The organism is Aminobacter sp. J41, from assembly GCF_000526635.1.
GTDB lineage: Bacteria > Pseudomonadota > Alphaproteobacteria > Rhizobiales > Rhizobiaceae > Aerobium.
In genome coordinates this window covers 1-26,763 of the sequence record NZ_JAGL01000019.1, presented here as the reverse complement: position 1 = coordinate 26,763, position 26,763 = coordinate 1, and the positions used below count along the sequence as shown (strand labels likewise).

34 protein-coding genes and 1 tRNA gene are annotated in these 26,763 nt (G+C 64.0%); 12 read left to right on the top strand and 23 right to left on the bottom strand.

Annotation, left to right across the window (positions count from 1 at the left end):
* Positions 1 to 33: 33 nt before the first annotated feature.
* Entirely contained in the window at positions 34 to 1,002 is a 969-nt protein-coding gene (locus tag L630_RS0113515) for a glutaminase (RefSeq protein WP_024848783.1), read from the top strand.
* Here L630_RS0113515 and L630_RS0113510 read toward each other — a convergent pair.
* Both L630_RS0113510 and L630_RS0113505 read right to left on the bottom strand, forming a co-directional pair.
* A complete protein-coding gene (locus L630_RS0113510; protein ID WP_024848782.1) occupies positions 999 to 1,496 on the bottom strand; it encodes a peptide deformylase in 498 nt (165 codons plus the stop codon). The genes L630_RS0113515 and L630_RS0113510 overlap by 4 nt on opposite strands.
* The gene (locus tag L630_RS0113505; RefSeq protein WP_024848781.1) at positions 1,493 to 2,257 is read right to left on the bottom strand and encodes a methyltransferase domain-containing protein; all 765 of its coding nucleotides are present in this window, start codon (positions 2,255 to 2,257) and stop codon (positions 1,493 to 1,495) included. Before L630_RS0113505 ends, L630_RS0113510 begins: the two co-directional genes overlap by 4 nt.
* Positions 2,258 to 2,361: 104 nt before the next feature.
* On the opposite strand from L630_RS0113505, the gene gloB reads away from it, so the two are divergent.
* Positions 2,362 to 3,129 carry a hydroxyacylglutathione hydrolase gene (gene gloB, locus L630_RS0113500; RefSeq protein WP_024848780.1) on the top strand — a complete coding sequence of 256 codons (768 nt, stop codon included), beginning with the start codon at positions 2,362 to 2,364 and terminating at the stop codon, positions 3,127 to 3,129.
* A gap of 6 nt (positions 3,130 to 3,135) precedes the next feature.
* On the opposite strand, the gene L630_RS0113495 is transcribed toward gloB, so the two are convergent.
* From L630_RS0113495 to L630_RS0113485, 3 genes are all read right to left on the bottom strand, one after another.
* Positions 3,136 to 3,804, bottom strand: coding sequence for a lysoplasmalogenase (locus L630_RS0113495; RefSeq protein WP_024848779.1), 669 nt, complete (start codon positions 3,802 to 3,804; stop codon positions 3,136 to 3,138).
* Complete coding sequence (locus L630_RS0113490; protein WP_024848778.1) at positions 3,801 to 4,676, bottom strand: EamA family transporter; 876 nt, start codon at positions 4,674 to 4,676, stop codon at positions 3,801 to 3,803. Before L630_RS0113490 ends, L630_RS0113495 begins: the two co-directional genes overlap by 4 nt.
* Positions 4,677 to 4,754: 78 nt before the next feature.
* Positions 4,755 to 5,504, bottom strand: coding sequence for a DUF3108 domain-containing protein (locus L630_RS0113485; RefSeq protein ID WP_024848777.1), 750 nt, complete (start codon positions 5,502 to 5,504; stop codon positions 4,755 to 4,757).
* 198 nt (positions 5,505 to 5,702) lie between these two features.
* On the opposite strand from L630_RS0113485, the gene rpmB reads away from it, so the two are divergent.
* Together rpmB and L630_RS0113475 are read left to right on the top strand one after the other, a co-directional pair.
* The gene (gene rpmB, locus L630_RS0113480; RefSeq protein ID WP_024848776.1) at positions 5,703 to 5,996 is read left to right on the top strand and encodes a 50S ribosomal protein L28; all 294 of its coding nucleotides are present in this window, start codon (positions 5,703 to 5,705) and stop codon (positions 5,994 to 5,996) included.
* Positions 5,997 to 6,076: 80 nt separating this feature from the next.
* On the top strand, positions 6,077 to 6,694 hold the full coding sequence (locus L630_RS0113475; RefSeq protein WP_024848775.1) for a queuosine precursor transporter: 618 nt from the start codon (positions 6,077 to 6,079) through the stop codon (positions 6,692 to 6,694).
* Positions 6,695 to 6,698: 4 nt separating this feature from the next.
* Here the strand turns inward: L630_RS0113475 and L630_RS0113470 are convergent, their stop codons facing one another.
* The 4 genes from L630_RS0113470 to argH all read right to left on the bottom strand — a co-directional run bounded on the left by L630_RS0113470 (position 6,699) and on the right by argH (position 12,253).
* Positions 6,699 to 9,212, bottom strand: a complete 2,514-nt coding sequence (locus L630_RS0113470; RefSeq protein WP_024848774.1) for a TIGR02302 family protein — start codon at positions 9,210 to 9,212, stop codon at positions 6,699 to 6,701.
* A 95-nt stretch (positions 9,213 to 9,307) separates the two neighbouring features.
* Positions 9,308 to 10,573, bottom strand: a complete 1,266-nt coding sequence (gene lysA / locus L630_RS0113465; protein ID WP_024848773.1) for a diaminopimelate decarboxylase — start codon at positions 10,571 to 10,573, stop codon at positions 9,308 to 9,310.
* A gap of 11 nt (positions 10,574 to 10,584) precedes the next feature.
* Positions 10,585 to 10,797 carry a hypothetical protein gene (locus L630_RS0113460; RefSeq protein WP_024848772.1) on the bottom strand — a complete coding sequence of 71 codons (213 nt, stop codon included), beginning with the start codon at positions 10,795 to 10,797 and terminating at the stop codon, positions 10,585 to 10,587.
* 46 nt (positions 10,798 to 10,843) lie between these two features.
* Positions 10,844 to 12,253 carry an argininosuccinate lyase gene (gene argH, locus L630_RS0113455; RefSeq protein ID WP_024848771.1) on the bottom strand — a complete coding sequence of 470 codons (1,410 nt, stop codon included), beginning with the start codon at positions 12,251 to 12,253 and terminating at the stop codon, positions 10,844 to 10,846.
* Positions 12,254 to 12,293: 40 nt separating this feature from the next.
* Here argH and L630_RS0113450 point away from each other — a divergent pair, with 40 nt between their 5' ends.
* Both L630_RS0113450 and L630_RS0113445 read left to right on the top strand, forming a co-directional pair.
* A complete protein-coding gene (locus L630_RS0113450; RefSeq protein ID WP_024848770.1) occupies positions 12,294 to 12,974 on the top strand; it encodes a TlpA disulfide reductase family protein in 681 nt (226 codons plus the stop codon).
* Between the two features lie 263 nt (positions 12,975 to 13,237).
* Positions 13,238 to 13,900, top strand: a complete 663-nt coding sequence (locus L630_RS0113445; protein WP_186445262.1) for a GGDEF domain-containing protein — start codon at positions 13,238 to 13,240, stop codon at positions 13,898 to 13,900.
* A 9-nt stretch (positions 13,901 to 13,909) separates the two neighbouring features.
* Here L630_RS0113445 and L630_RS0113440 read toward each other — a convergent pair whose 3' ends face one another.
* From L630_RS0113440 to L630_RS0113415, 6 genes are all read right to left on the bottom strand, one after another.
* On the bottom strand, positions 13,910 to 14,791 hold the full coding sequence (locus tag L630_RS0113440; protein ID WP_024848768.1) for a 3-hydroxybutyryl-CoA dehydrogenase: 882 nt from the start codon (positions 14,789 to 14,791) through the stop codon (positions 13,910 to 13,912).
* A gap of 126 nt (positions 14,792 to 14,917) precedes the next feature.
* On the bottom strand, positions 14,918 to 15,847 hold the full coding sequence (locus tag L630_RS0113435) for an electron transfer flavoprotein subunit alpha/FixB family protein (protein ID WP_024848767.1): 930 nt from the start codon (positions 15,845 to 15,847) through the stop codon (positions 14,918 to 14,920).
* Between the two features lie 22 nt (positions 15,848 to 15,869).
* The gene (locus L630_RS0113430; RefSeq protein WP_024848766.1) at positions 15,870 to 16,616 is read right to left on the bottom strand and encodes an electron transfer flavoprotein subunit beta/FixA family protein; all 747 of its coding nucleotides are present in this window, start codon (positions 16,614 to 16,616) and stop codon (positions 15,870 to 15,872) included.
* Between the two features lie 152 nt (positions 16,617 to 16,768).
* Positions 16,769 to 17,530: a rhomboid family intramembrane serine protease gene (locus L630_RS0113425; protein ID WP_024848765.1), complete on the bottom strand. Its 762-nt coding sequence runs from the start codon at positions 17,528 to 17,530 to the stop codon at positions 16,769 to 16,771.
* A gap of 33 nt (positions 17,531 to 17,563) precedes the next feature.
* Complete coding sequence (locus tag L630_RS0113420) at positions 17,564 to 18,145, bottom strand: cob(I)yrinic acid a,c-diamide adenosyltransferase (protein ID WP_024848764.1); 582 nt, start codon at positions 18,143 to 18,145, stop codon at positions 17,564 to 17,566.
* 13 nt (positions 18,146 to 18,158) lie between these two features.
* Positions 18,159 to 18,353 (bottom strand): twin transmembrane helix small protein, encoded by a 195-nt coding sequence (locus tag L630_RS0113415; protein ID WP_024848763.1) that lies wholly within the window; start codon positions 18,351 to 18,353, stop codon positions 18,159 to 18,161.
* 122 nt (positions 18,354 to 18,475) lie between these two features.
* Here L630_RS0113415 and L630_RS21460 point away from each other — a divergent pair, with 122 nt between their 5' ends.
* A complete protein-coding gene (locus tag L630_RS21460; RefSeq protein WP_034330347.1) occupies positions 18,476 to 19,342 on the top strand; it encodes a YihY/virulence factor BrkB family protein in 867 nt (288 codons plus the stop codon).
* Here the strand turns inward: L630_RS21460 and L630_RS21455 are convergent.
* Positions 19,339 to 20,202, bottom strand: coding sequence for a DMT family transporter (locus L630_RS21455; RefSeq protein ID WP_034330346.1), 864 nt, complete (start codon positions 20,200 to 20,202; stop codon positions 19,339 to 19,341). The two genes, L630_RS21460 and L630_RS21455, sit on opposite strands and share 4 nt — an antisense overlap.
* Positions 20,203 to 20,356: 154 nt before the next feature.
* On the opposite strand from L630_RS21455, the gene L630_RS0113400 reads away from it, so the two are divergent.
* Positions 20,357 to 20,668: a hypothetical protein gene (locus tag L630_RS0113400; RefSeq protein WP_144705171.1), complete on the top strand. Its 312-nt coding sequence runs from the start codon at positions 20,357 to 20,359 to the stop codon at positions 20,666 to 20,668.
* Here the strand turns inward: L630_RS0113400 and gluQRS are convergent.
* Entirely contained in the window at positions 20,643 to 21,521 is an 879-nt protein-coding gene (gluQRS, locus tag L630_RS0113395) for a tRNA glutamyl-Q(34) synthetase GluQRS (RefSeq protein ID WP_024848761.1), read from the bottom strand. The genes L630_RS0113400 and gluQRS overlap by 26 nt on opposite strands.
* Before the next feature lie 86 nt (positions 21,522 to 21,607).
* Between gluQRS and L630_RS0113390 the strand changes: the two genes are divergently transcribed.
* Entirely contained in the window at positions 21,608 to 22,282 is a 675-nt protein-coding gene (locus L630_RS0113390; RefSeq protein ID WP_024848760.1) for a DNA-3-methyladenine glycosylase, read from the top strand.
* 98 nt (positions 22,283 to 22,380) lie between these two features.
* Complete coding sequence (locus tag L630_RS0113385) at positions 22,381 to 22,938, top strand: HNH endonuclease (RefSeq protein WP_024848759.1); 558 nt, start codon at positions 22,381 to 22,383, stop codon at positions 22,936 to 22,938.
* 6 nt (positions 22,939 to 22,944) lie between these two features.
* On the opposite strand, the gene L630_RS0113380 is transcribed toward L630_RS0113385, so the two are convergent.
* Positions 22,945 to 23,451: a disulfide bond formation protein B gene (locus L630_RS0113380; RefSeq protein ID WP_024848758.1), complete on the bottom strand. Its 507-nt coding sequence runs from the start codon at positions 23,449 to 23,451 to the stop codon at positions 22,945 to 22,947.
* Between the two features lie 267 nt (positions 23,452 to 23,718).
* On the opposite strand from L630_RS0113380, the gene L630_RS0113375 reads away from it, so the two are divergent.
* A tRNA-Leu gene (locus L630_RS0113375) sits at positions 23,719 to 23,803 on the top strand.
* Between the two features lie 23 nt (positions 23,804 to 23,826).
* Here the strand turns inward: L630_RS0113375 and L630_RS0113370 are convergent.
* The 5 genes from L630_RS0113370 to L630_RS0113350 form a co-directional block, all read right to left on the bottom strand.
* Positions 23,827 to 24,918 (bottom strand): tyrosine-type recombinase/integrase, encoded by a 1,092-nt coding sequence (locus L630_RS0113370; RefSeq protein ID WP_051473265.1) that lies wholly within the window; start codon positions 24,916 to 24,918, stop codon positions 23,827 to 23,829.
* Positions 24,918 to 25,091 carry a hypothetical protein gene (locus tag L630_RS22875; RefSeq protein ID WP_156941762.1) on the bottom strand — a complete coding sequence of 58 codons (174 nt, stop codon included), beginning with the start codon at positions 25,089 to 25,091 and terminating at the stop codon, positions 24,918 to 24,920. Before L630_RS22875 ends, L630_RS0113370 begins: the two co-directional genes overlap by 1 nt.
* Before the next feature lies 1 nt (position 25,092).
* Positions 25,093 to 25,371 (bottom strand): hypothetical protein, encoded by a 279-nt coding sequence (locus tag L630_RS0113360; RefSeq protein ID WP_024848756.1) that lies wholly within the window; start codon positions 25,369 to 25,371, stop codon positions 25,093 to 25,095.
* Complete coding sequence (locus L630_RS23170; RefSeq protein WP_024848755.1) at positions 25,368 to 25,586, bottom strand: helix-turn-helix domain-containing protein; 219 nt, start codon at positions 25,584 to 25,586, stop codon at positions 25,368 to 25,370. The genes L630_RS0113360 and L630_RS23170 overlap by 4 nt, the downstream gene beginning before the upstream one ends.
* A gap of 360 nt (positions 25,587 to 25,946) precedes the next feature.
* The gene (locus L630_RS0113350) at positions 25,947 to 26,513 is read right to left on the bottom strand and encodes a hypothetical protein (RefSeq protein ID WP_144708663.1); all 567 of its coding nucleotides are present in this window, start codon (positions 26,511 to 26,513) and stop codon (positions 25,947 to 25,949) included.
* 66 nt (positions 26,514 to 26,579) lie between these two features.
* Between L630_RS0113350 and L630_RS0113345 the strand changes: the two genes are divergently transcribed.
* Positions 26,580 to 26,763 (top strand): helix-turn-helix domain-containing protein (locus tag L630_RS0113345; protein ID WP_034330344.1); only part of this gene is annotated, 184 nt, incomplete at its 3' end.

Here is a 26,763-nt window from a genome sequence, read left to right as displayed (position 1 = left end):
TTGGCTCAGCCCGCCAGAAGCCGAAGGAGCCTCATGCCGAACAGCAACAACAAGGTCGATCCCGATCAGGTCCGCGCCGCGGTCGATGCCGTCGTCGCGGAAATGGAAGTCATCGAAAGCTTCGGCAAACTCATCGACCACATCGAAGGGATGAGCGAGCTGGAGGTGAACCGCTTCGGCGTCTGCGTCGTTACGGCCGATGGCGACGTGATCGAGGGCGGCGAGGCCAGCCACCCGTTTCCCATTCAGAGCATCTCGAAAGTCTTCGCGCTGACGATGGCACTGGAGGCGCATGGCGACGACGTCTGGAAGCGCGTCGGGCGCGAGCCGTCTGGCGATCCGTTCAACTCGATTATCGACCTCGAGCGCAAAAAGGGCATCCCGCGCAATCCCTTCATCAACGCTGGAGCGCTCGTCATTGCCGACATGCTGCTCGACCGCGAGAAGCCGCAGCACGAGGATGTCGCGGCGTTCCTGGCCGATCACATTGGCGGGAAGGATTTCGACGTCGATCCCGATGTCTTCGACAAGGAGGCGAAGGGTGGCTACACTAACCGCGCGCTCGCCAACCTCGCCAAGTCGTTCGACAACCTGCATCACGACGTCGAAGACGTGATGAAGCTCTATGTGCGCCAGTGCGCGATCGCGCTCACCTGCCGGCAGCTGGCGCTGGCTGGGCGCTACCTGATGCTGTCCCCTTCCGGACGCAAGAAGAAGATCTCGTTGCAGGAAGCGCATCGTGTCCGCCGTATCAACGCCCTGATGCTGACCTGCGGCCAGTATGACGGGGCAGGGGACTTTGCCTACCGCGTCGGCCTGCCGGCAAAGAGCGGCGTTGGCGGTGGCATTCTTGCAGTCGTGCCTCACGTTGCCTCGATTGCCGTCTGGTCGCCGGGGCTGGACGACAACGGCAACTCGCTGCTCGGCACCATCGCGCTGGAGCGGCTTTCGGAACGACTGGGCTGGTCGGTTTTCGGTTCGGTGCCGCAAGTCGGCGCCTAGCCGCGCTGCAGCTTCTGCCACCGTTTAACGGCGCGCTCGCGCCTTATTCGCGACAGGCGCTGCAGCCAGAAGATGCCGTCGAGCTGGTCGATCTCGTGCTGCAGGCAAGTGGCAAGGAAGCCGGCCGCCTCTTCGGTTTTTTCTTCGCCGAGGAGCGTCTGGTAGCGGACCTTGACCCGGTCCGGCCGCTCGAGCTCGTCGGTGACTCCCGGCATCGACACGCTGCCTTCGGTGTGGCGCTGCAGCGTCTCGGATGCTTCCTCGATCCCCGGGTTCACATAGACCCGCACGCCATCCTCCGGCGACAGCTCGATCACCGTGATGCGTTTCAAGACGCCGATATGCGGACCGGTGATGCCTACGCCGGGTGCGGCCCGCATCGTGTCGAGAAGATCATCGGCAAGCTGGCGCAGTTCCTCATCGAAGGTCTCGACCGGCGTGCATGGCGTGCGCAGGGCCACGTCCGGGTATTTCACGATCGGCCTGACGGTCATGCGTCGCCTTTTCCAACTGCCTGACGTGCCGCGGCGCCGGTTGCGCCCTGCGGCGAGAGCACCGGAACGAAGACGCGGCGCGAAGCGCGCGCCGAGACCGGCACGCCCTGATAGACGCGCTTCTGCGCCTCGACAACCAGCACGCCGGCGAAGATGGGCCAAAAGCGGCGGCCGGCGCCTTCGAACATGCCATGCATGCGCATCATCCAGCGCTTCTTGGAGGGCGGGAAGTGCAGCGCGTCGGCCCATGGGCCCGGCGTGAAGTTGGCCTCGCGCAGGAGCGCGTTCAGCTGGGCGCGGGAAAAAGGCCGACCGGTGCCGAAGGGCGTGTGCTCGAAGCGGGCCCAGACGCCCCGGCGGTTGGGCGTGACGATGACGAGTCGTCCGCCCGGCGCCAGCACGCGCCAGGCCTCCATCAGCGTCTCGCGCGGATTTTCCGCATGCTCCAGCGCATGCACCATCAGGATGCGGTCGATCGACGAATCGTAGAGGGGCAGCTCTTCTTCGAACACCAGCGCGGTGGCCGAGGGGCCATTGGCCGGCCAGTTCACCGCGCCCTGGCTCGCCGGCATCAGGGCCAGCACCCGCTCGGTCCCTTCGCGCAACCGGTCGAGCCATGGCAGCGCGTAGCCGAGGCCAACTAGGCGCTCGTTCGGTATCTTGGCCCAGACCTGCTCGATGGCGCGTGCGATCGAGTGCTCGGCAAGGTGGCCCAGCGTCGAATTGTAGAACGATCGCAGTTCGATGATGTCGGACAGCATGGTCAAACCGTAGCGAGCGTCGCGAGGCGCTGCAAGGCGACGTCGCCGCGTGACAAGGCAAGACGACGCACATACATTCCACCGGCGAATGAGGGAGTGCGCAAATGGCTGTCGATGTCGAACTGTTCATGTGTCTGTCGGATAATTTTGGGGCGCTGGTGCGCGACCGCGAGACCGGGACCGTCATGCTGATCGATGCTCCGGAGGAGCGGCCGATCAGCGAGGCCGTCGAGCGGACCGGCTGGACGCCGAGCCTGCTGCTCACCACCCATCATCATTCCGACCACGTCCAGGCCAACCTTGCGCTCAAGCAGCGCTACGGTCTGAAGATTTATGGCCCGGCAGCCGAAGCGGCAAAGATCCCCGGCATCGACGAGACGGTGGCGGAGGGCTCAAAGATCCAGTTCGGCAGCCAGACCATCGAAACGATCGAGACGCCGGGTCATACGGCCGGCCATGTCTCCTACTGGCTCAGGGACGCGAAGGTCGCGTTCACCGCCGACACGCTGTTTGCGCTGGGCTGCGGCCGCCTGTTCGAGGGAACGCCGGCGACCATGCACGCCTCGCTGCAGAAGCTCGCGGCGCTACCGGCCGACACCGTTGTCTATTGCGGCCACGAATACACGCTGTCGAACGCGCGCTTCGCGGTCACCATCGACCCCACCAACGCCGCTCTGCAGGAACGAGCTCGCAAGATCGAGGAGATGCGCGCGGATGGGCGCCCGACGCTACCGACGACGATTGGCGAGGAGCTGGCAACCAATCCGTTCCTGCGCCCGCATGATCCGGCGATTCGCCGCAACCTCGGCATGGAGAACGCGAGCGACGTGGAGGTGTTCGCGGAAATCCGCAAGCGCAAGGACAACTTCTGACGCGGGTCAGAGCAGGACGGCGAGGGTGATCGCCAGCTGCGCAAAATAGTAGAGGATCCAGACCGCCGGCCCCGCCCATTCGCGATGCTGTGAGGCCGGCGCGAACAGGAACTTCTGCGCGGCAAGGATGAAGTCGGAAGCGACGAACAGCACGGCGCCGCCGATGACCAGCGGTGCCGGTACGGTGGCCGCCGCGATCAGCATCGCCATGATCGCCGGGGTGTAGACGGCGATAGGCAGGCGCAACGGGGGCGCCACCGCCAGCAGCAGGCGCCGCAGCAGCCAGAGAGCCGCAGCAAGGGCGACCGCCACCACCCCCAGCCGCCACGGCTCCTGCGCGATGAGCAGGAGGTCAGATCCCAGCTGCCAGAACAGCGCGACATAGGCGAGGTGGGCGAGGAGAAAACTCGCGAGCCCGAGCAGGAACGGCTTCTCCCCTTCCTGCGCGAGAAACGCGTCGCCGGCGGCGCTGAGGACCAGCGCCACGAAGAGCAGCAGCGGACCCTTCTCGAGCAGCGCCAGCAGGGCAAGCAGCGCGATCGATCCCGCCTTGGCAACCGTGCGACGCCAGGAAGGCGGCTGCGCCTGCTTGAGGAAGTAGAAGAACGACGCCCCGGCCGAGAAGATCAGCGTGCCGTTTGCAAGCGATTCGATCCCGCCGGGGAAGGGCATCATTCTGCAGGTTCCTTGCGGCCGAACAGCATGGTCTTGGCCGCTAGTACGGCTCCGGCTGTGATCAGCACGCAGGCGGCGAGAATGTAGAAACTTGGCTCAGCCGCGCCGGCCACGATCAGCACCAGCGTCGAGAGGAGCGGGGCGGCATAGCTCGCCGCTCCCAGCACCTGGATGTTACCGCGCTTAACGCCGTGGTCCCAGGCGTAGAACGCCGCACCCACCGGCATCAGGCCAAGGCCGACCACGGCCAGCCACTGGCCGGTGTCCTGCGGCCAGACGGTCTCCTCCAGCAACAGATGGCAGATGAGGGACAGAATGGCGGTGGCGGCGCAGAACCAGGTGACGACGCTGGTCGGCACCGAGGGGAAGCGCCGCGACAGGAGCGAGTAGCTCGACCATGTGACGGCGCAGACGGCGGCCATCATATAGCCGAACGAGTATTGCGGGTCGAAGGAGAGCGTGCCGCCGCGCGTGACGATCAGGAACGCGCCGGCAAGCCCCAGTGCCGCCCCCGCGACATGAAACCAGCGCAGCTTCTCGCCAGGCAGCAGCGCGGAGCCGACAACGATCAGCAACGGCCAGAGATAGGCGATGAGGCTCGCTTCCACGGCCGGCGCGTTGCGGAGCGCGGTGTAGTAGAAATAGTGGTAGCCGAAGAGGCCGGCGATGCCGATCACCCAGACCACTGGCGGGATCGGATCGTGCTTCGCGGCAGGCGTCATGGCGCGCATCACCAGTCCCACCGCCGTGCCGATCGCGAAGGTGATTGCCGAGAGCTGGAACGGGGGAACGCTTCCGGACGCCGCTGTCAGAAGCGCCAGCAACGCCCACATGATGACGGCGGAAAATCCGATAAGCGTGGCGCGTGCCAAGTTCCCCTCCATTGCACTTCGATGTGGCGGAAGGGTTAGCCGGTGCCGCAGGGGACGGCAAGCGGCGCATTGCGCGAATCAGCGGGCGGCGACGCGGGTGGCTGTAATGCGCAGCGTGCCGATCTGGGTGCCGACCCTTGCGTCGATCGGGGCATAGAAGCCGGTCGAACCGAGCGGTGCGAAGGTGATGCTCATGCGCCCTTGCGTGCGCATGTACTCGATCTGCTTGCGGCCCTGGCGATAGCCAGAGACAGGGGTGAAGCGTGCGGCACAGGTGACGGTGCCGTTCTCGGACAAGTTCGGCCCACCGAGCGCAAGATCGCCGCGTAGCTCGCCGTCGAAGAAGCTGATGGTGCGGTTGCAAACCTTGGCCGGATCGCTGGTGCGGATCAGGGTTGCCGAGAGAGGATCGAGCGCGCGGGCAAGATGCGCGTTGGAAACCTCGACCCAGGTCCGACCTTTCCGCGGCTCCGGCCTGTTCTCGTAGCTCGCGACCCTGCCTTTCGCGTATCGGATGGCGGTGACGCTGTGCTTCTTGCCGGACTTGTACTCTGACGAAAAATGCCTGGGCTCGACGCCGTCGCGGCGGATCGTGCCCTCGACGCGGGCCGTTCCGGTTGTCCTGGCAAACAGCCGCGCGATTCCCGCGCTCGACAGCTGGCCGTCGATCCTGAACGCCTTGTCGGAGAAGTTTGAGACAAAGGTCGCCTTGCCCACAGGCATGCCGAGCAGGGTGATCGAGTAGTCGGCGTGGAACGACTGCGCCCGCGCCGCCGCCGGAGCGGCAAGCAGAAGAAGCAGCGACAGGACTTTTACAAGCGGCTTCATCAGAAACGCTTGCTGGGGAAATCCGGCGATAGTATGAAGTGCCACGGCCGTGCCTGAGGCAGCTTGCGCTTGACCCGAGCGCCATTTGCCACTATGGAACGGCGACTTTTTCCAGGAGGCCGCCTGTAATTGCCCGCGCGCCGTGCGTAGACGCTACGGCAGTTGGTGTTGGTCGGCAACGAAACGAAGGTAAGTAACATGTCCCGCGCTTGCGAACTCACCGGCAAGGCTGTGCTGACTGGCAACAATGTGAGCCACGCCAACAACAAGACCCGTCGCCGCTTCCTGCCGAACCTGTGCGACGTCACCCTGCAGTCCGAGGTCCTGGGCCAGAGCGTCCGTCTGCGTATTTCGGCCAACGCCCTGCGTTCGGTCGAGCACCGCGGTGGTCTCGACGCGTTCCTGCTCAAGGCTGACACGAACGATCTGTCGCAGCGCGCTCGCCTGCTGAAGAAGCAGATCTCGAAGAAGCTCGCCGAGCAGGCTGTGTAAGCAGTCCTTAGCGACTACTGATTTTCCTTTGCGGCGGGCCTTTGTGCCCGCCGACTGGTTCCATCTCCCAGGATAAAAAAATGACTTCTACCGATAAGGTCTGGCCCTTCGTGGCCGCGATGGCTGCTGTCGTTGCAGCCTCCAACTTCCTCGTCCAGTTCCCTTTCGAGCATCTCGGCCTGCAGGACATCCTGACCTGGGGCGCGTTTACCTATCCGCTCGCCTTCCTGGTCAACGACCTCACCAATCGCCGATTTGGCCCGCGCTCCGCCCGGCTGGTGGTCTATACCGGCTTTGCGATTGCGGTGGTGATCTCGATCTTCCTTGCCACCCCACGCATTGCGATCGCCTCCGGCAGCGCCTTCCTGATGGCGCAGCTGCTCGACGTCGTGGTGTTCGACCGCCTGCGCCGCCTCCGCTGGTGGATTGCGCCGCTCTCGGGCGCGCTACTCGGCTCGTGCATCGACACGGTGCTGTTCTTCTCGGTCGCTTTCGCTGACAGCTGGTCGGTCCTCGATACCGCCTTCGGCCTCGAAGACGGCTCGCTCGGGTTTCGCGTACCGTTCTTCTTCGGTACCGAGGTGCCGCTGTGGATGTCGCTCGCCTTCGGTGACTTCTGCGTGAAGATCGTACAGTCGATCGTGATGCTGGTGCCCTACGGCGCGCTGCTGAACATCATCCGTCCGGTTCGCGCCTGACCGATCAGCGCAGCTCGAGCAGTCTTTCCAGATAGTTCCGCTCAACCTCCGGGCTGAGCGCGTTGCCCAGCCTGCGGCGGATCTCTTCAAGAATCTGCCGCGCGCGCTGGGCGTCGATCTCGTCCGGCACCTGCACCGAGCGGCCGAAATCCGGTCCGGTCGTGGCGCGCGGACGCCCCAGCGGGTCGCGATCAGAGCTCTGCTGGCGCGTCCCCTGCTGACCCGGGCCATCCTGGCCTTCGCCCTCCATGGCCTGAAGCTGCTGCATCATGTCCTGTGCGCCGCGGCGCAGGGCTTCCAAAGCCTGTCCCTGCTCGGTGACGGCTTCCTCTCCCTGGCCTTCGCCAAGCGCACCCTCGGCGCGGCCCATTGCTTCGCCGGCCTCGCCAAAGCCCTCTCCGGGCTCTAGGCCAAAACCCTTCAGCGCCTCCTGCAACTCCTGCAGGTCCTGCTGCAGCTGGCCCTGCTGCTGCTGAAGCTGGCGCATCGCCTCTTCGAACTGTTCGGGCGTCATCTGCTGCTCGCCCTGCTGCTGCTGGTCGAGGCGGAAGGTCTCGTTCATCGTCTCCTGCTGGCGGCGCATGATGTCGCCCAGCTTGTTCATCTGCTGCTGCATTTCGCTCTGCTCGCCGCCAGGCTGCTGCTGTGGACGGGCGGTCTGCAGGTTGTTCATCATGTCCTGAAGCTGCTGCAAAAGGTCCATCGCCTGGTCGCGCGAGCCGGAGCGGGCAAGGTTCTCGATCTGGTCGAGCATGCGTTCGAGATCGCCGGGGCGCATTTCCTGCATGTTGCCCGGCATCTGCATCGCCATGTTCGGGTCGCGCGCGGCACGCTCGGCAAGTTCGCGCAGGAACTCGCGCATAGCCTCGCGCAGCTCCGCCATCAGCTGCTCCAACTCCTCGTCGCTGGCGCCGTTTTCCAGCGCCTGCTTGAGGGCTTCCTGCGCCTGCCTGAGCCGCCGCTCGGCGGCCGACAGCGCGCCGTCCTCGATCACCAGCGCCATCTCCCAGAGATAGTCGGCAACGTCGCGCAGGGCGTCCTCGGTCGCCGCGTATTTCAGGCGCGAGCGGGCGGTCATGATCCCGAGATAGTGGGAGAGGTTCTTGATCGTGTCCTCCGGCCGCACCGTTATCGCGTCCATCAGCGCGAGCACGTAAGGCTTGGAGTTGGCATCGAGTGCCAGAAGGCGGCGCTGTTCGACCAGGGCTTTCGCCAAGGGATTGGCGAACGGGCGCTCGGGCAGGACAATTGTCTTCGTCTCGCTCCGCGACTTCTGATCAGCGCCGTCCTCGACCTCGAGGGTGAGGTTTACCGTCGTGCCGGCCCAGGGATGCTCGCTGAGGTCCCTTGAGGTGCGGGCGGACTTGCCGTCGCCCGTGCGGCGCGGCAGCGTCAGCGGCATTTCCGGAGCCTCGTAAAGCGGTATTGCCTCCGGTGCCTGCTCTTCCGCGAGTTCGATGACCGCGCGGGCGGCCTTGGGGCCATAATCGTCCTCGATCTCGTAGGTGAGTTCGAGCGCGCCATTGAGCGCGCGCTTCGGCTCGTCGACGAAGCGGATGACGGGCGCTGCATCGGGGATGATCGCGAAGGCCCAGCTCTCAAGCTCGGAGCCGCCCGAGCGGAGGGTGAGCATGCCGTCGTCGCTGAGGACGCCGGAAAACTGCTTCGATGATGCACGGGATACAGGAGTAGTCGCTTCTTGTGCGGGCTGGTCCGTTGCCTCTTCCTGCGGCACCGCCGTCTCTGCGCCCGTGTGAGCGTCGAGCCAGGTCAACGTCTCCTCGCCCGTGCCTCCCGCAACCCGAACGGCGACGGTGCTGCCCGTCGGCACCTGGAAAACCGGTGCATCCTCGCCCGCCTTCTGCGCGGTGAGGAACAGCGGCGGCTTGCCAGTGTAGGCGGGCGGTGTCACCCAGGCATCGATGCGCACCGGCACCCGCTCGGCAAGGGCGTGGCTGCGGAAGGCGTCGGTGAGATTGCCGCCGAGCGGGCCCGAGGAGAAGGCAAAGGCGATGAAGAGGAGGAGCGGGGCGATTGCCCGCAGCGCCCAAGGATCGCGCTCCGGCACGCGCGGGCGCGGCAGATCGCCGGCAAGGTTGTCGAGGCGCTCGGCCATGCGCCGCTGGTGCTCGCGCCACAGCGCCTGCGCAAACGGCCCCTGCGAGGCTGGAGAGAGCGTGTCGCTCTGGGTCAGGACCGGCGCGTGCTCCAGCCGGTTGGCTGCCTCGATGCGCCGGTCGATCTCCGCAGGCGAGGGCATCCGGAAGTAGCGGAGGGGAAACAGTGCCGCGAGCGTGGCGACCGCAAAGAGGCCAAGCAGTCCAAGGCGCGCCCAGTCGGGCACGATGCGGAAGACGCCGAACCACGAAAGGCTAACGTAAAGGCTGGCGGTAACAACGAGGGGAAGGACCAGCGGCCAGCCGCGTTCCACCACCAACGCTGCCCAGACGGCGCCGCGCGTGCGGGCGAGCCTGCGCGGCAGCAGGTCAGTGCGATGGGTGGTTTCCCGTCCGGCCATCCGCTCCCTTCAGGCGCGCCTTCGCGCCGTCCTTCCTTCGAGAATAGCAGCAAACGCGGCGAAGGCGAGGCGAGCGCGAAATCGTGATGCCTTCGCTACAGCCAGTCCGGCACCGAATCGAGGCCGATTAGATCCTCGTAGGTCTGGCGCGGGCGAACGACGTGGTAGCGGTCGCCGTCGACCATAACCTCGGGAACCAAAAGCCGCGAATTGTAGGTGCAGGCCTGCACGGCGCCATAGGCGCCGGCCGTGCGCACGGCGATCAGGTCGCCGGGAGCAAGGCGCGGCAGGTTGCGGTCCTGGCCGAGGAAGTCGCCGGTCTCGCAGACCGGGCCCACCACGTCGACGGTCAGGCGCGGCGCGTCCATAGGGGCTTCCCTGACTGGCACAATGTCGTGGAAGGCCTCGTAGAGCGTCGGACGAATCAGATCATTCATCGCCGCGTCGACGATCAGGAAGTTCTTGGCCTCGCCTTCCTTGAGGAAGATGACCTCGGAGATGAGGATGCCGGCATTGCCGACAATCATGCGGCCAGGCTCGAAAATCACGTCAACGCCAAGCGGCTTGAGGTGCTTGCTGACGATCTTGGAATAGTCGTCCGGCACCGGCGGCGGCGCATTGTCGGTGCGGTAGGGGATGCCGAGGCCACCGCCCGCATCGACATGACGGATGTCGTGGCCGTCCTCGCGCAGCGTGCGGGTCAGCTCGGCCAGCAGCGCGAAGGCGTCATCGAACGGCTGCATGTCGGTGATCTGGCTGCCGATATGCATGTCGATGCCGGCGACCCTGAGGCCCGGGAGCGACGCTGCCTTGGCATAGGCCGCGCGGGCGTCCTTCCACGAAATGCCGAACTTGTTCTCGGCCTTGCCGGTTGAGATCTTGGCGTGGGTCTTTGCATCGACGTCCGGGTTGATGCGCAGCGACACGCGCGCCTCACGGCCGGCGGCAACCGCACGGGCGGACAGCGCCTCAAGCTCCGGGAGCGACTCGACGTTGAAGCAGTGGATGCCTTCAGCGATCGCGAAGTCCATCTCGCGTGCCTTCTTGCCGACGCCGGAGAAGACCACCTTGCTGGCCGGGATGCCGGCGGCAAGCGCGCGGCGCAGCTCGCCTTCCGAGACCACGTCGGCACCGGCGCCGAGCTTGGCGAGCGTGCGGATCACTGCCTGGTTCGAATTGGCCTTCATCGCGTAGCAGACGAGGGCGTTGAGGTCGGAAAACGCCTGCGCGAACACGTTGTAGTGACGCGTCAGCGTGGCGGTCGAGTAGATGTAGAACGGCGTGCCAACGGCTTCGGCGATGGCCGGCACGGGCACATCCTCGGCGTGGAGCACGCCGTTGCGGTAGTTGAAATGGTCCACGGGAGTGGGTCCTAGATCAGGCGGTCAAGAATGAAGGGCTTGTCGGTTTCCGGACGCGGGCGAGCCGGGGGAACCGGCTCTTTGTTCTGCTCGGCTTCCTTGCGCAGGCGCTCGGATGCCTCGTAGGGCGTCTCAAGCTGGCTCGGGCGCCGGCCACAGGCCGTGACTGCCGTTGCCACGGCAACAAGCACCAGTGTCGTCCTGATCAGATGTCCCGCGCGCATGAGCCCGTCCGTCCCGATTATGTCCTGAAGCCTTTTAGCGAAGTTTTCAGCGCCTTGCACCCCGTTTCAGGCGTGCGCGCCAGTAACGGATCTGCTTGCGGACCTGCGCCGGGGCCGTGCCGCCGAAGGAAGCGCGGCTCTTGACCGAGGCGTTGACTGAGAGCACGCCGAAGACGGCGTCGGTGATGCGCTCGTCGATCGCCTTGAGGTCTTCCAGCGACAGCTTCTCGAGCGGAACCTTCTTCTGCTCGGCAAGGGCCACGGCTCGGCCCGTGACGTGGTGCGCCTCGCGGAACGGCAGGCCGGCCTCGCGCACCAGCCAGTCGGCGAGGTCGGTCGCCGTCGAGTATCCCGAGCCGGCAGCCTTCTTCATGGCGGCCTCATTGACCGTCATGTCGGTAACCATGCCGGTCATCGCGGCGATCATCAGGTCGAGCGTCTCGGCGGCGTCGAACACCGCTTCCTTGTCTTCCTGCATGTCCTTGGAATAGGCGAGCGGCAGGCCCTTCATCACCGTCAGCAGGCCGATCAGGTGGCCGTTGATGCGGCCGGTCTTGGCGCGCACCAGCTCGGCCGCATCTGGGTTCTTCTTCTGCGGCATGATCGAGGAGCCGGTCGAGAACTGGTCCGACAGGCGGATGAAGCCGAACTGCGGCGTCGACCAGATGACGATCTCTTCGGCAAGGCGCGACAGGTGGGTGGCGCAGATCGAAGCCAGCGACAGGAATTCAAGCGCGAAGTCGCGGTCGGAGACGCTGTCGATCGAGTTACGGGTCGGCTCGCGGAAGCCGAGCGCCTTCGCCGTCATGTGGCGGTCGATGGGGAAGCCGGTGCCGGCAAGCGCAGCGGCGCCAAGCGGCGACTCATCCATGCGTTCGATCGCGTCGCGGACGCGCGACAGATCACGCGCGAACATCTCGACATAGGCCATGCAGTGATGGCCGAAGGTCACCGGCTGCGCGGTCTGCAGATGCGTGAAGCCCGGCATGACAGTCGCGGCATGCGTCTCTGCCTTATCGAGGAATGCGCCGATCAGGGCGACCAGCGCGCCCTCGACGCGCTGCAGCTCTTCCTTGACCCAGAGGCGGAAGTCGACGGCAACCTGGTCGTTGCGCGAGCGGGCGGTGTGCAGGCGACCAGCCGACGGGCCGATCAGCTCGGCGAGCCGCGCCTCGACATTCATGTGAATGTCCTCGAGACGGGTCGAGAACTCGAACTTGCCGCTCTCGATCTCCGACAAAATCGTGTTCAGCCCGTGAGCGATCTTTTCTTGATCTTCCTTCGAAATGATGCCCGTTTCGGCCAGCATTTCGGAGTGAGCAATGGAACCGCGGATGTCCTGGGCGTAGAGCTTCTTGTCGAACGAGATCGAGGCGTTGATCGCCTCCATGATCGCGGCCGGTCCAGAGGCAAAACGTCCGCCCCACATCTGGTTGCTGGTCTTGTTCTCGTTCATCGTGCTAACCCGGACCCCGGAAAGTGACTGGACTGATGGAATGGCAAACGGAAAGCTTCATTTGCCGACGGGCCGCCTGATCGCAGTCGCCGTCGTGGCCGGCATGATCGCAGGCGCCCTCGGCGTATACGTGATGGGCGGCAGTTCTGGCAACAACGCAGCGCAGGTCGCGGTCGATGAAACATCAATGACGGCCGAGGAAAAGTCATGCGCGGCAAAGCAGGAACGCGCTGACGCGATCGACGGCGCGGCGCGCGGCGAGGTCGCCGCGATGATGGGCGCAAAGCCGCCGCGGCCGTTGCAGGACCTCAAGTTCAACTCTCCGGAAGGCAAGCCGATGAGCGTTGCCGACCTTTCCGGCAAGATGGTGCTCATGAACCTTTGGGCTACCTGGTGCGCGCCATGCCGCCAAGAAATGCCGGCGCTGAACCAGCTGCAGCAGGAACTCGGCGGCGACACGTTCGAGGTGGTGGCAGTCAACGTCGACACCGGCGGCGACGAGAAGCCGAAGGCCTTCCTCGAAGAAACCGGCGTCTACGCGCTCGGCTATTACCGGGACTCCACCCTTGGCCTCTTCAACGATCTCAAGCGCAAGGGCCTGGCTATGGGCCTGCCGGTGACTTTGCTGATCGATGAGGACGGCTGCATGCTCGCCGCGATGAATGGCCCGGCCGAGTGGGCGAGCGAGGATGCCAAGAGGCTGATCGCGGCGGCGCGGTAGCCTAGCCGCTTCGCTTGGGATTGCCGATGGGGAAGGTGCCTCAATAACTGCATATTTACGAATGTATTGCGACCGTCCTTCTTGGGGACCTGTGTCCTCCCGGAAGAGAGGCGAGAATGCTGTCGCGGTTTTACGGCGTGTCACCGAGAGCCTGGCGCCGTGTGTTGATGTGGACGGCCCTGGGACCACTGATCTGTGCCGCGATCTGCGTGGTGTTCGTCTGGTTCAACTTCCGGGATCTTCCGCCCGGGGATCTTCGGCGGGTGATAATCACAGCTTTCATCCTGCCGCTGATCATCGCCGCGCCGCTGTTCTTCCTTCACTCGCTGAAGCTGCGTGAACTCGCGATCGCCAATCACAAGCTCAACGATCTGGCTTCGCTGGACAGCCTGACCGGCTGCCTCAACCGGCGCACCTTCCAGACGCGCGTTGAGAAGTGGCTGCACGGCTCAGCGGAAGGCGCGTTCCTGATCATGGACGCGGACTACTTCAAGGCGATCAACGATACTTACGGCCATGAACGCGGTGATGAGGCGCTCAGGGTGATTGCCTCTGCGATCCGCTCGGTTGTGCGGCCGGAGGACATTTGCGGACGTATCGGCGGCGAGGAGTTCGGCGTCTACCTGTCGCACGCGACGGTGCCGATTGCGGTCGAACTTGCGGAAAGGCTCCGTGCAGCCGTCTCCGCGGCTACATTCGTGCCGTACCATGGTGCGGAGAACTTGCGGCTGACGATGAGTGTCGGCTGCGCGGTCCATTCCCGCGCAACGACCTATGCCGAACTGTTCGCTGTGGCGGACGACGAACTCTACGTCGCCAAGGAACAGGGCCGCGACCGGGTGCGTGTCGCCACGCTTGAGGAAGGTTTTGAAGCTCGGGCGATGCCGCGCCTGCGGCAGGCGAACCAGAACCGCCCGCCGCGCTGACGGCGCAGCTTAGCGCGTCGGAACCGGTTGCTCGCCGCGGTAGTCGTAGAAGCCGCGACCGGTCTTGCGGCCAAGCCAGCCGGCCTCGACATATTTCACCAGCAGCGGGCAGGGGCGGTACTTGGAATCGGCAAGCCCCTCGTAGAGCACCTGCATGATCGACAGGCAGGTATCGAGGCCGATGAAGTCGGCGAGCTGCAGCGGGCCCATCGGGTGGTTCGCGCCAAGCTTCATCGCCGTGTCGATCGCCTCGACGGTGCCGACGCCCTCATAAAGCGTGTAGATCGCCTCGTTGATCATCGGCAGCAGGATGCGGTTGACGATGAAGGCCGGGAAGTCTTCGGCCACCGTCATCGTCTTTTCCAGGCGGGTGACGTATTCCTTGGCGGTCTCGAAGGTGCTCTCCTCGGTAGCGATGCCGCGGATGACCTCGACCAGCTTCATGACCGGGACCGGGTTCATGAAGTGGATGCCGATGAAGCGTTCCGGACGATCGGTCTGCGCCGCAAGGCGCGTGATCGAGATCGAGGAGGTGTTGGTTGCCAGTATCGCTTCCGGGTTCAGGATCGGGCAGAGCTGCGCGAAGATCTTGCGCTTGATGGTCTCGTCTTCGGTCGCAGCCTCGATGACGAGGTCGCAGTCTGCGAGGTCGTTGAGTTCCGGCGCACCGATGATGCGTGACAGCGCGCCCTGGCGGACGCTCTCCTCCATCTTGCCGGACGATACCTGGCGAGCCATGTTGCCGCTGATCGTGGCAATGCCTGCTTCGATCCGCTCGGCCGAAATGTCGTAGAGCTTCACAGTGTAGCCGGCCACCGCCGACACATGTGCAATGCCGCCACCCATCTGACCTGCGCCAATGATACCAATCGTTGCGATCTTGCCCGTCATCGTGATGATCCCGTCGTACGCCGTTCACCGGCCCGTATGTGTGTCAGATGAAAAAGGGCGGGGCGACAAATGTCTACCCCGCCCTTGGGTTCATTAGCATGAGTAGCCGAAGGCTACCATGCCCGCTCAGAGCGCCTTTTCAAGCTCCGGCAGGATGGTGAAGAGGTCACCGACGAGGCCGTAGTCCGCGACCTGGAAGATCGGCGCTTCCTCGTCCTTGTTGATGGCGACGATGACCTTTGAGTCCTTCATGCCGGCGAGGTGCTGGATTGCACCCGAAATGCCGACGGCGATGTAGAGCTCAGGCGCGACGACCTTGCCGGTCTGGCCAACCTGCCAGTCGTTCGGGGCATAACCCGCGTCGACTGCGGCGCGCGATGCGCCAACGGCAGCGCCGAGCTTGTCGGCAACCGGCAGGATCACTTCCTGGAACTTTTCGGCAGAGCCGAGCGCGCGGCCGCCCGATATGATGATCTTGGCCGAGGTCAGCTCCGGACGATCGCTCTCTGACAGCTTGTTCTCGATGAAGGTCGAAACGCCCGGGTTTGCAGCAGCGGCAACCGTCTCGATCGCAGCCGAACCACCTTCGCCAGCGGCCGAGAAGGACGCGGTGCGAACGGTGATGACCTTCTTGGCGTCGCTCGACTGCACGGTCTGGATGGCGTTGCCGGCATAGATCGGACGCTTGAAGGTGTCAGCCGAGACGACCTCGATGATTTCCGAGATTTGCATGACGTCTAGCAGAGCTGCAACGCGCGGCAGCACGTTCTTGCCGGTGGTGGTCGCAGGCGCAACGATTGCGTCGTAGCCGCCAGCAAGCGAGACGATCAGGGCCGCCGTCGGCTCGGCAAGACGCTCCGCGAGCTCGTCGGCATCGGCGAGCAGGACCTTGCGCACACCGGCCAGCTTGGCAGCGGCATCGGCGACAGCTTGCGCGCCCTTGCCGGCGACGAGGACGTCAACGTCCGAACCGATCTGCGAAGCAGCCGTGAGTGCCTTCGCGGTCTGGTCGGAAAGGGTGGCGTTGTCGTGTTCGGCAACGAGAAGAATGGCCATGGTAAAACTCCCTTTCCCGAAATCAGATGACGCCAGCGGACTTGAGCGAAGCGACGAGCTCGGCGACGTCCTTAACCTTGACGCCCGCCTTGCGGCCGCCCGGCTCCTCGGTCTTCAGAACTTTCAGGCGCGGGGCAACGTCGACGCCGAAATCGGCCGCGGTCTTTTCGTCCAGCGGCTTCTTCTTCGCCTTCATGATGTTCGGCAGCGAGGCATAACGCGGCTGGTTGAGGCGAAGGTCGGTGGTGACGATCGCCGGCAGCTTGATGTCGACGACCTGCAGGCCGCCGTCGACCTCGCGGGTGACCTTGGCAGAGCCATCGCCCAGCTCGACCTTGGAGGCAAACGTGCCCTGGCCCCAGCCGAGGAGGGCTGCCAGCATCTGGCCGGTCTGGTTGGCGTCGTCGTCGATCGCCTGCTTGCCGAGGATGACAAGCTGCGGGCCTTCGGCCTCGACCACGCCCTTGAGGATCTTGGCAACCGCCAGCGGCTCGACCACATCGTCGACCTTGACGAGGATGCCGCGGTCGGCACCCATCGCCAGCGCCGTACGGATCGTCTCGGCAGCCTGAGCCGGGCCGATCGACACGACGACGATCTCCTCGACCTTGCCGGCTTCCTTCAGGCGGATCGCTTCCTCGACGGCAATTTCGTCGAACGGGTTCATCGACATCTTGACGTTGGCAAGCTCGACGCCAGAGCCGTCCGACTTCACACGGATCTTAACGTTGTAGTCTACGACCCGCTTGACTGGGACTAGTACTTTCATGGGTAAGAAACCTCTCCGAGAAACTCGTCAGGACTGGCTAACAGCCGCTGAAGCTGCTTGCTTGCCGGAAAACGACATGGGTAGGGCTGTAGTCATCCGGCTTACAGCCGTCAATACAAACGGTAAGATCAAACCGTTTGAAAGGGGGTGACCTAATGGCGCCCCCAGGGTGAACGGACCTCTGCCTCGGGGCTGGCAGGACGCTCGACCTCGACCGCGCGCGGCGTGACGATGATCTCGTCGGCGATCGGGATCGGGCGTCGGCGCAGGATCAGCACCAGCACGGCGCCCGCGATGATGCCGCCGACATGCGCCGCCCAGGAAATGCTCTCGTCTCCGCCGATGAAGATCATTGCGAACTGGAAAGCGATCCACAAAGCAAGCAGGATCCAGGCGGGAAGCCTGAGCGGGATACGGCCGAGCGCCAGCACCCAGACCTTCACCCGCGGATGCAGGATCAGGTAGGCCGCGACGATGCCGGCGATGGCGCCCGAAGCGCCGATCAGAGGTGCCTCCGAATCCGGCGCGATCAGCCCGTGCATCAGTGCGCCCGCGGCAGCACAGGCAAAGTAAAAGATCAGGTAGCGGAAGTGTCCGAGCGCGTCCTCGACATTGTCGCCGAAGACCCAGAGGAACAGCATGTTGCCGCCGAGATGCCAGATGTCGCCGTGCAGGAAGGAGTAGGTCAGGAACGTCCAGTCGTCGGGGACGATCACCATCTCCGGTGGGCGCTCGGCGATGTCGAAGATGGTCGACGGAATGTAGCCAAAGCCGAAGACCGCGGCGTTGACGAAATCCTCGCTACCGAGCGTGGTCAGAAGGTAGACGATGACGTTGACGGCGATGATCGCCATCGTGACGTACTGGACCCTGATGTAGCGGAACTCGTTGGCGTCATGCAGGGGTATGAACATGCGTTCCGCTCTCCTCCCGCACGCGTAAGCGGGCTACCGGTTCTTCCCGGGCACCCATAGCACGTCGCTGTCCCCATTGTCATTTACGGCGCGCGAGGCAACGAACAGGAAGTCGGAGACGCGGTTCATATACTTGATCGCCTCGGCGCTGACTTTCTCGCCTTCCTTGTGCGAAAGCTCGACCATCAGCCGTTCGGCGCGACGGGCGACGGTGCGGGCAAGGTGAAGCGCGGCCGCGGCCGGCGAGCCGCCGGGCAGGACGAAGGTGCGAAGCGGCTTGATAGGCTTGTTGATGGCGTCGATGTCGGCCTCGAGGCGTTCCACCTGCGAGGCTATGATCCGCAGCGGTTCGTAGCCAAGGTCTTCGCCGGTGTCGGGCGTCGCAAGATCGGCACCGAGGTCGAACAGGTCGTTCTGGATGCGCCCGAGCATGGCGTCGAGTTCCGGGTGGCTTTGGGCCGTGTGGATGCGCGCCATGCCGATGCATGCGTTCGCCTCGTCGACCGTGCCGTAGGCGGCGATGCGCAGGTCATATTTTGGCCGGCGTTCGCCCGAGCCAAGCGCAGTCGTGCCATCGTCGCCGGTGCGGGTGTAGATCTTGTTCAGGACGACCATGGAGCGAAACCTTTTAGCTATTGCGGGCGAAATAGATCGTCAGCAGCAGGAACACGAGCGCGAAGAACTGCAGGGCAATGCGCGCTTGCATCAGCTTGTTCGAAGTCCGGCCTGACCCGCCGCGCATCATGTTGATGAGACCGCGGATCAGAACGAACACGACCGCGATCATGAAGATGACGGCGATGATGTTGAAAGCTGTGGACACGGGCCTTATTCCTCCTGCGCGGCCGGGAACTGGCTACCGGCAAGGGGCGTTCCCATCCCCACGCTTGCCTTTTGAGGGCTTTCCTTCCCATATTCGCGCCAGCGACACAATCGGCCGGACAGATGCTTCGCTCACTTGCTGTTACGAAACGGATCCTGGGTGACGCTCTCGGGCACTTCAACAACGATGATGGATGGGCATTGGCGAGCCATCTGGCGCTGTCGGCGCTCATGGCGCTGTTCCCGTTCCTGATTTTTGCGACGTCTCTGGCAAGCTTTCTCGGCGCGCAGGCCTTTTCCGACACAGCCGTCCACCTCGTCTTCGACACCTGGCCGGACACGATCGCCGAGCCGATCGCGCGGGAAGTGACGAGCGTGCTGACGGTGCCGCGCGGCGACGTGTTGACGATCGGTATCATCGCGGCCGCCTTCTTCGCCTCGAACGGTATCGAGGCGCTGCGGGTCGGGCTCAACCGCGCCTATCGAGTGATCGACACAAGGTCGATCTTCTGGCTGCGCGCGCAGAGCCTTGCCTTCGTCATCATCGCCACCGCCGGGTTTCTGATCGTCTCGTCACTGCTGGTCGTCGCGCCTATCGCGGTGGATATCGCGCAGCGACACCTGCCGTGGATCCGGCCCTATCTTGGCACCATCACCATCTGGCGCTTCATCATCGCCTCAGTCGTCATCGTGCTGGCGCTGGTGGCTGTGCATCTGTGGCTGCCAGCCGGCCAGCGCAGCCTGCGCGACATCCTGCCGGGGCTGGCGTTTACTCTGATTTCCTGGGTGGTCGGCTCGACGGTGTTTGCCACCTATCTCAGCTACTTCTCGTCCTACGTGACGACCTATGCGGGCCTCGCCTCGATCATGGTCGCGCTGGTCTTTCTCTACATCGTCTCGGCGATCTTCATTCTCGGCGGCGAGCTGAACGCCGCGATCCGGCGCTATCTCGACGCGCGGGCCAAGGTCACGCGGCCGGCCGACTTCTAGGCGCGCGTCGCAAGGCCGACGCCGACGGTCGTGATGATCATACCGACGAGCTGAACGGGCGAAAGCGTCTCGCCAAACAGCCCCCAGGCGATAACGGCGGTGACAGCCGGGACGAGGTAGAACAGTGAAGCGACCTTGGCCATCTCGCCCTGCCGGATCATCGTCATCAGCAGGAAGATCGCGCCGATCGACAGCACCAGCACCAGCCAGGCCATCGCAAAGATCAGCTCGCCGTTGAGGGTGTAGGTGCGGGTCTCGAAGGCGAGGGGCCCAACGGCCATCAGCGCGGTTGCGCCGACATATTGCCACAGCGTCGCGGTGACGAGGTCAGCGCTGCCGACGAACTTCTTCTGCCAAATCGTGCCGGCGCTAATGGCAATGGCTGCAGCGACACAGGCGGCAAAGGTGATCGGCGTCACGCCGCCCATTGCGTCGCCAAATTTCGGCGCCAGCACGATGACGATGCCGACGAAGCCGACGGCAAGGCCTGCCCAGTGGCGGGGCATTACCTTTTCCCCGAGGGTCCAGCCGGCCATCACTGCCGTGATCAGCGGCTGCAGGCCGATGATGAGCGCGGAGAGGCCCGCGGGCATGCCGTTGCGGATCGCCCAGAATACGCCGGCAAGATAGGCGCCGTGGATCAGCGCGCCCGCAAATGCCGCGTGCATCGCCTGCTTCGGGGTCAACGACTTTGCCCTGAATGCGACGATCAGCAGGGAAAGAATGCCGGCCGCCAGCGCGAACCGTGCTGCAAGAAATGTCAGTGGTTCGGCCCACGGCATCGCGTAGCGCGCGCCGATGAAACCTGTCGCCCACAGCAGCACAAACAGGGGCGGAATAAGTCGAACGGCGCGTTTCATGTCAGGGAATGTCCAGGCGGGAAAGAGTGCTATTGATCCAATACCAGCAACGAAAGCAATTAAAATGTAAGAATTACCTCACATGCTCACGCCCTCTTGTGCGGGACACAGCGGGGCTTCCTGATCCGTTTGACGGAAAGGATTTGTGATGTTCTTGAAACTCGATGCTATGAGCCTTTTGCTCGCGATATCGATGGTCGGCATCCTCTCGTTCATCGTGTCGCTGGGGCTCGACGCAATCGTTGGCGAAGACGGTTTTGGTGCTACCGGAAACGCGGTCGTCATCACCGCGGGTTTCTTCTTCTCGATGTTCCTGATGATCCGGTTCGGCTGGAACCTCACTGACAAGAAGTTCGCGGTCGCCTGCGGGCTTGTCGGCGCGTTCCTCTGCCTCACGGCGCTGATGCTGCTGAAGGCCCTCGTCAAACGGCTGGGCAATCTCAATCCAGACCGACCATCCGCCTGATATCCTCCGGCGTGAGGCCCGCCTCCCGGAGTGCCGCGAGTCCGGTGTCGCGCCGGCTCTTCGACAACTTGCGGCCGTCGTCTGCCAGCACCAGGTCGTGGTGGAGATAGACAGGGGCGCTGAAGCCGAGCAGTTCCTGCAGGAGCCGCTGCATCCCGGTGGCATGGAAGAGGTCGCGTCCCCGCACGACATGAGTGATGCCTTGCAGCGCATCGTCAATCACCACCGACAGGTGATAGCTGGTCGGCACCTCCTTGCGGGCAATGACGACGTCACCCCAGGCCTGCGGGTTGGCGCGGATGGTGCCGCTTTCGCCGTCCGGACCTTCGCCCTGTTCTTCCCACGTAAGCGCGCTGCCGACATGCCGCGCGGCTTCGTCGATGTGGATGCGCCAGGCATAGGCTTCGCCCTCGGCGATGCGCCAGCGGCGCTCCTTCTCGGACAGATGCCGTTCAGCCAGCGGGAACAATGGGACGCCGTCGGGATCGCGCGGCCACGTTTTTCCCTCGGCTTCGGATTCCGAGATGATCGCGCGTACCTCACCGCGACTCATGAAGGAGGGGTAGACGAGCCCCGCATCGACCAGTGTCTCCAGCGCACGGGTATAGTCCTCGAAATATTCGGACTGGCGGCGCACCGGCTCCTCCCAGCGGATGCCAAGCCAGCTGAGGTCGCGGTAGATGCCTTCCTCGAACTCCGGCGTGCAGCGGGTGAGGTCGATGTCCTCGATGCGCAGCAGCAGCCTGCCGTTGCTCGCGCGCGCCAGCCGGTCGTTGAGCAGGGCCGAGTAGGCATGGCCGAGATGGAGCTCGCCATTCGGGCTCGGCGCGAAGCGGAAGACAGGACGTGTCATGAGGCCGGTGTGAAACGGGTTGTGGCTTCCAATGCACGATTGCTACGTTTCCCACGGGCTGCCCGCAAGCCCGGGAGTGAGACGACATGCGCAGGATCGAAACCGAGGCCGACATTGCCAAGGGGCTGCAAGCCCTTGCCCGGCTCGACCCGAGGCTTCAGCCGGTGATCGCCGAGGCGGGCGAAATCCCGCTGCGCCGTTCGGAAGGCGGATTTGCGGCTATGGTGTCGATCATCGCCGCGCAGCAGATCTCGCGCGCGAGCGCCGACGCAATCCTTGCCCGCTTCACGCGGCTGGTCGACCCGCTTGATGCTGCGACCGTACTTACCTGCGGCGAGGAGGCGTTCCGCCAGGCCGGCATGTCGCGGCCCAAGCAAGCGACGCTGATGACGCTGGCGCGCGCAATCGTCGAGGGCGAACTTGATCTCGACACCCTCACCGATCTTTCCGCGGAAGAGGCCAGGGAGCGGCTCACTGCCATCCACGGCATCGGCCCGTGGACGGCTGATGTGTACCTGCTGATCGCTGCCGGTCATGCCGACGTGTTCCCGGCAGGGGATGTTGCGCTGCAGGGCGCGGTGGCCGATGCTTTGGGGCTCGATGGCCGCCCGACGATCAGGGAGCTAACGGCGATGGCCGAATCATGGTCGCCTTGGCGTTCGGTCGCGGCGCGCCTGTTCTGGGCACACTGGCGCAAATGGCGGGGGCGCGATGCAGCGCCGGTAGTCGAGACAGCAGAAGCGGCTGCAAAATCAAGGTAATGCCCGAGCATTCACTGTGAGATTCTTGCTTCACAATAGTGCAACAGCGGGATTACATTATCTGCATCGTCGAAATACGAGCCCGAGGAGGAACGTTAGTGACGATCGCAGTGTCACCAGACAGCCTGCCGGCACTGGTGCTGAATGCGGACTACCGTCCGCTAAGCTACTACCCCTTGTCGTTGTGGTCCTGGCAGGACGCGATCAAGGCGGTGTTCCTCGACCGCGTCAACATCGTCGCCGAATACGAACACTCGGTCTCGTCGCCGTCCTTCGAGATGAAGCTGCCCAGCGTCGTCTCGCTGAAAAGCTACGTCAAGCCGTCCCGATACCCGGCCTTCACGCGGTTCAATGTGTTCCTGCGTGACCGCTTCCAGTGCCAGTATTGCGGCGCGCATCACGAGCTGACCTTCGACCACGTCATTCCCCGCCGCTGCGGCGGTGCCACTACCTGGGACAACATCGTTGCAGCCTGCTCGGCCTGCAACCTCAGGAAGGGCGGGCTGCTTCCGGCCCAGGCTCAGATGTGGCCGCGGCAGCCTCCGTACCAGCCGACGGTGCAGGACCTGCACAACAACGGCAGGCTGTTCCCACCCAACTATCTGCACGAAAGCTGGATGGACTTTCTCTATTGGGATGTCGAACTGGAGCCGTAGGCCCGCTCAGTCCTTCCTGAAAGCCGCGGCATAGGACATCGCCGCAAGGATGGCGCTGGCGACCACGTTCCAGCCTGCGAAGGACAGCCCAAGGAAGCGCCCAGCCGCCTGATCGCAGGATGGCGGAACCACCGCATCGAGCTGGTCAAGCAGGCTGCCTCCGCCGGACGACGGCGCAACCGCGCCGCAGTCGGTGGGTCCCGGCCAGAACCCCCATTCGACGCCGGAATGATAGACGCCGAGCCAGATGCCCCAGGTCATCAGCAGCGCTCCGACGAGCAGCAGGCCGCGAGTGGCGAGCGGCGGCAGTTTCAGCACGGACGAGACCAGCGCGAGCAGCATGACGGGCACACCGACATAGTAGGGGATGCGTTGCTCGAGGCAGAGCTTGCAGGGAATGAAGCCGCCGATGTGCTGAAAGCCGAGTGCTGTGCCAACGGTGATCGCCATGCCGGCTGCTGAAAGTGCGGCGCTGATCGCTTGGGTTCGGCCGGTTGCAGTTGCTAGCGACATTCCCACCTCGATAGTCTCCGGCAGCTGCAGATGCCGGTTCGGTTCGTCTTCTTGCGTGCCGGGGAACGGTAGCGACTCGTTTTCGGGTGCAACCACTGGTTCTTCGGCGCGGGGGATGTTTCACCATACTGCACCGCACGCCGCAATGCCCTCCGGCTTTATTGCCAAAAGCGTGAAGGTTTCGTGAGATGCGGTTGAATTGCAATTGACGCGAGCACCGCGGCTCGTATAGTCCGCGTCATCCGGCTGTGCCGGATCTCCTTATGGGCCCCTGTGGCGGAATTGGTAGACGCGCTCGACTCAAAATCGAGTTCCGCAAGGAGTGCTGGTTCGATCCCGGCCAGGGGCACCACCGCCAAAAAATCCCCTTTATTTTCAGATGTTTATCTTAAGGTGCGGGGCGGCCGGGATAAGGTGCGGGGCGGATATGTTCTCGATTTGGGCCGCGACGATCGTCGAATTCCTCTTGCCGAGGCGGGCGCGGTCGGCGCCGCGCGTGTAGATCTCGGCCGTCGCGAGCTTCGTCCAGCCGTACTGTGCCATCAGCTCGTGAGCGGCTGCACCGCCCTCGGCGGCAAGTGTCGCTGACAGCTTGCGCAGGCCGTGCGCGCTCTTGTCGACGCCTGCCTCGTCGCACCAGTCGCGGAAGTTGTTGCCGAAGCTCTCGACCGTATAGGGCTCGCCGCTCTCTTCCTGGCCGATGAGGTGCATGCCCCTCAGCGGGGTCGCCTCGATCATGTCGAGGAGATACTGCGGCAGCGCGATCGTCACCCAGATGCCGTTCTTGCCCGTGCGCATCGAGAAGATGCCGTCGCGGATGTGCTGCCGGCCGACCTTCGACATGTCGGCGCGCCGCAGTCCGGTGAGGAGCATGAATTCCATGGCGAGCCGCTGCTTGGTGCCGATGGAGTGGCAGTTGCGATAGGCGATGACGTCCTCGACAGTCCAGGCCGGGAAACCTTCACCGTCTTCCTTGACGCGGTCGACGCCGTCGCACGGGTTCACCTGGACGTGCTCATTGCGCAGCGCCCAATCGAACAGGCCGCGCATCGCCTTGAGGAAACTGTTCGCCATGGCCGGCGTGTCGGCGCGCTTGTCCATGGCGCGCAGCATCGTGCGCCGGTCGATCGCGACGTAAGGCACGTCGCCCGACTTCTCGAGCACGTTGAGGAAGATCCTGTCGCGCTGGTAGCGCGTCGTGTCGCTCAGCTGCCGCCAGGCGGCGCTTTCCTTGTAGCGCAGCACCAGCCAGCGCAGCGAGTGAGACGGGGCCGAGCGGCCGTGACTGTCCTTGTCCGGTGCGTGCTCGGCAATCGCTGCCGCGTATGCCGCCGCAAAGTCTCTTGCGGACGGATCCGGCATGCGGACGCGCTTTCCCTTCCCGCGACGGAAGTAATAGGCCTTCTTTCCGTGGCGGGTCGTTTCTGCGAATACGTAGAGCGGCAGCTTGCGCGGCATGGTGATCATCAAAGATCGATATCCCTGTATTTTGCAAGCGATTGCTCGGTCTGCGCGAGGCAGGACGGGATGAGGCGGAAGGTCTTGTCGTCGATCTTCACCTCGACGATCGCCTTCTCGGCCTCGGCGGCGCGCAGAAGAACCTGAGCCTGGCGCTGGGTGATGGCGAGCGATCTCGTCATGTCACAACAAACCTCCGGTTTCGATCGGGTTTGCGCAGTCGGGGCAGGTGTGGGTGTAGGGCTCGTCCGGCTTCGTGCCGGCGACGCGCGGCGCGGAACCGAACAGGTCAGCCGTGCCGGTGTCGTCGCGTGCCGGGCCTGCCTTGCGGATGATCCAGCCGGCGGTCTTCGCGTCGGCGATCATCACGCTGAAATCCTCGGCAAGGTACGTGTTCGGGTAGCTGGCCGGGCAGGAATCACAGCAGACCTGCAGGAGGCCGTTTTCTCGGGCGATGCTCATGCGCGGGCACGCTCCCTGCGCAGCATGTAGCCGACGCCAGCTTGACCATCGACGCGGATGCCTGACTGGCGCAGAGCGCGGATCTGGCGATAGACCGAGCGCGGGGTGACACCGAGCACCCCGGCAAGCTGGTCTGACGTCACGACGGTGTTAGGCTTCAGCGCATTCAGGAGCGCTTTCCTGCGCTGCTCTCGCTTGTCGCAGAACTTGCACATCGCTTGTGCACCTCTATCAATCTGGAACGAAAAGAACGTCAGATGGTCGACTGTCTGTCGCTGGTAGTTCGTAGACCCGGAATTTCTTGCCGTCGCGGAACTCATCAATGCGCAGCAGAGGGCCAAGTGGTCGACCATTCTCCTCCGCCCATTTTTGTGCGCGACGGAGGTTCCGTCGTGCCCGCCACTTCTCAAGAAGCCACTTCACTCCAGTATTCCTCCTCGCGAACAATCCCCCAGGATCTGTCATTTTGGCCTCCCGGTAGCAGCGACGGCACCAATAGCCGGTGTCGTGAGGGTTGCAGGTGAAGGTGGATGTGGGTCGCCACTGATGCAGCCCAAGCCAGCAGAGAAGGCGCATCATTGTTTGGCCTCCGATGCTGTGAGGGCTTCGGAAACAACGCGGATTGCCGCGTTTACCTGGTCATAGCGCGGGTATTGGCCGTATCGGGGTTTGGCATCCTTATCGTCGGCTACCCACGTCCTGTAGCTTTCCAGTATCTGGTCGCTTGCCGCTTCAAGCGCCTCGTGCGCTATAGTCAGCGCCTCCGTCACCATCGGCGCGGGCGGGGTGGCTTCAAGGGCGGCCGGGGAGATTGAAAAGCGAGTACCGGATGCGCTCTCCCACCTCATGAATGCCTCGCGCAGCGTTTCTTTTGATACGTTCCTGTTGAGGTAGCGCACCACATGGGAGCGCAGGCCGAAGCCTCGGGCGTAGTACTCGTCGCGCTCTGCCTTCGCCTCGGCAAGCCGCGCCTCTAGGGCCTCGATGTGGGCGGACAAAGACACGACATACTCGGCGTCTTCGGCCCTGTTAAAGAAGCCGATCCGTGCGCCAGTCGCATCGTATATCCCTGCCACAGCGCCCATAAAGCTATTCTGTTGATTTCCGCCGAGAACTGACCCGGGATTGGGCGGTTTTTCCATTGAGAAGTGACCCATGTTTGAACCCACCCCTGCTGGTTGATCGCAGGGGATTTTGGAGTGATAGACATGGCGTTACTGAGCGTTATCCGACGCTGGCATCTGCGGGATGGACATTCGATCCGGGAGATTGCACGGCGCACGGGACTGTCGCGGAACACGATCCGCAAATACCTGCGATCCGACGAGGTGGAGCCCCGCTTCCAGGTGCCGGATCGGCCGAGCAAGCTTGATGCCTATGCCGAGCGGCTGT